Here is a 1023-nt window from a genome sequence, read left to right as displayed (position 1 = left end):
TTCGAACTATGCGCTTGGAAGCAACTTATCAATACGAATTGCGGTGATTAGTGCTTGCTGACCCGCTGCATTCTGAAGCTCAGTCTCACGGTCGTTCGGTAGACGTTGCTGAAGAAGTTCGTTCATTTCAGCGGCGCTTTTACCGGTTGCACAGACGATGAAGATAAAGCCAAACTTTTCTTCATAGTCAGTGTTACCTTGCGCAAGCGCTTCAATCGTCGCGTCATCCGCTTCGTTTACTGAAGACTGTTCACCTGAAGCAAGCTTCTTGGTGTGCGCGTACTTTTCACGAAGACTAGTTACGTCACCGATTTTTGGATGTCCTTCGAAGGCTTCCAAAAAGTCTGCTTCGCCCATGTTTGCCCAAACGTCTTTCGCTGCTTGATGGCACGCTTCGATCGATGCGAAAGGAAGTGCTTCAACCATGCCTGCTACCCAGCGTGAGCTGGTGCAGCAGTTTGTGAATGCGAAAGTTGCGTCTTCTGCGTTCAACGCGTTTAGTGCGTCGATTGTGTAAGTTAAATCTGCCATGTTCGTATCAGTCCCTTACTTCGCTTCTGGGTAGCCCCAGAGACGTAAGCGACTGATGCCACCATCTGGGTACATTTTGATGCGAATGTGCGTGAAGTTTGTTTCAGTGTTTTGAACTTCTGCAGTGAAGGTGTGCTCACGGTCTGCGTGAAGCACTGTGCGCGGCATGATTTCAGTCCACTCAATTTGGCTCGCTTCTTTACGACCAGCCGTCAATGCGTCTTGATGTGCATCTTGCTCAAGCATGTCAACGTCAGCAGATTGTTCTGCAGTCAGTACAGCGCCTTCTAGTGAGAAACCGTTAGGGTAGTTGCCTTTAAAGTGGCAAGTGTCTACCAAGATCTTGTTGATGCTGCCTTTTGTCGCAAGCTGAAGAACCAACCAGTCATTGTTGCGATCAACAGTCTTATCGCCAACATTACGACGACGCTTAGTTTCCCAACCGTCACCCATGTTTACGCCACGCTCTGGCATCACAAGGTTTTGCATGTG

1 protein-coding gene and 1 pseudogene are annotated in these 1023 nt (G+C 48.8%); both read right to left on the bottom strand.

Features of this window, described 5'->3' with window-relative positions:
- Positions 1-6 precede the first annotated feature (6 nt).
- Entirely contained in the window at positions 7-531 is a 525-nt protein-coding gene (uraD, locus tag A3762_RS19780; RefSeq protein ID WP_068753796.1) for a 2-oxo-4-hydroxy-4-carboxy-5-ureidoimidazoline decarboxylase, read from the bottom strand.
- A gap of 15 nt (positions 532-546) precedes the next feature.
- Positions 547-1023: pseudogene (locus A3762_RS19775) on the bottom strand (hypothetical protein); the annotation flags it as partial.

Source organism: Oleiphilus sp. HI0125 (genome assembly GCF_001635355.1).
The sequence above is the reverse complement of the archived record's forward strand: the minus strand, read 5'-3'. Positions and strand labels throughout refer to the sequence as shown.

Excerpts from the sequence above, each read along its gene's own strand:
- uraD (WP_068753796.1), bottom strand. The coding sequence starts at position 531 with ATGGCAGATTTAACTTACACAATCGACGCACTAAACGCGTTGAACGCA.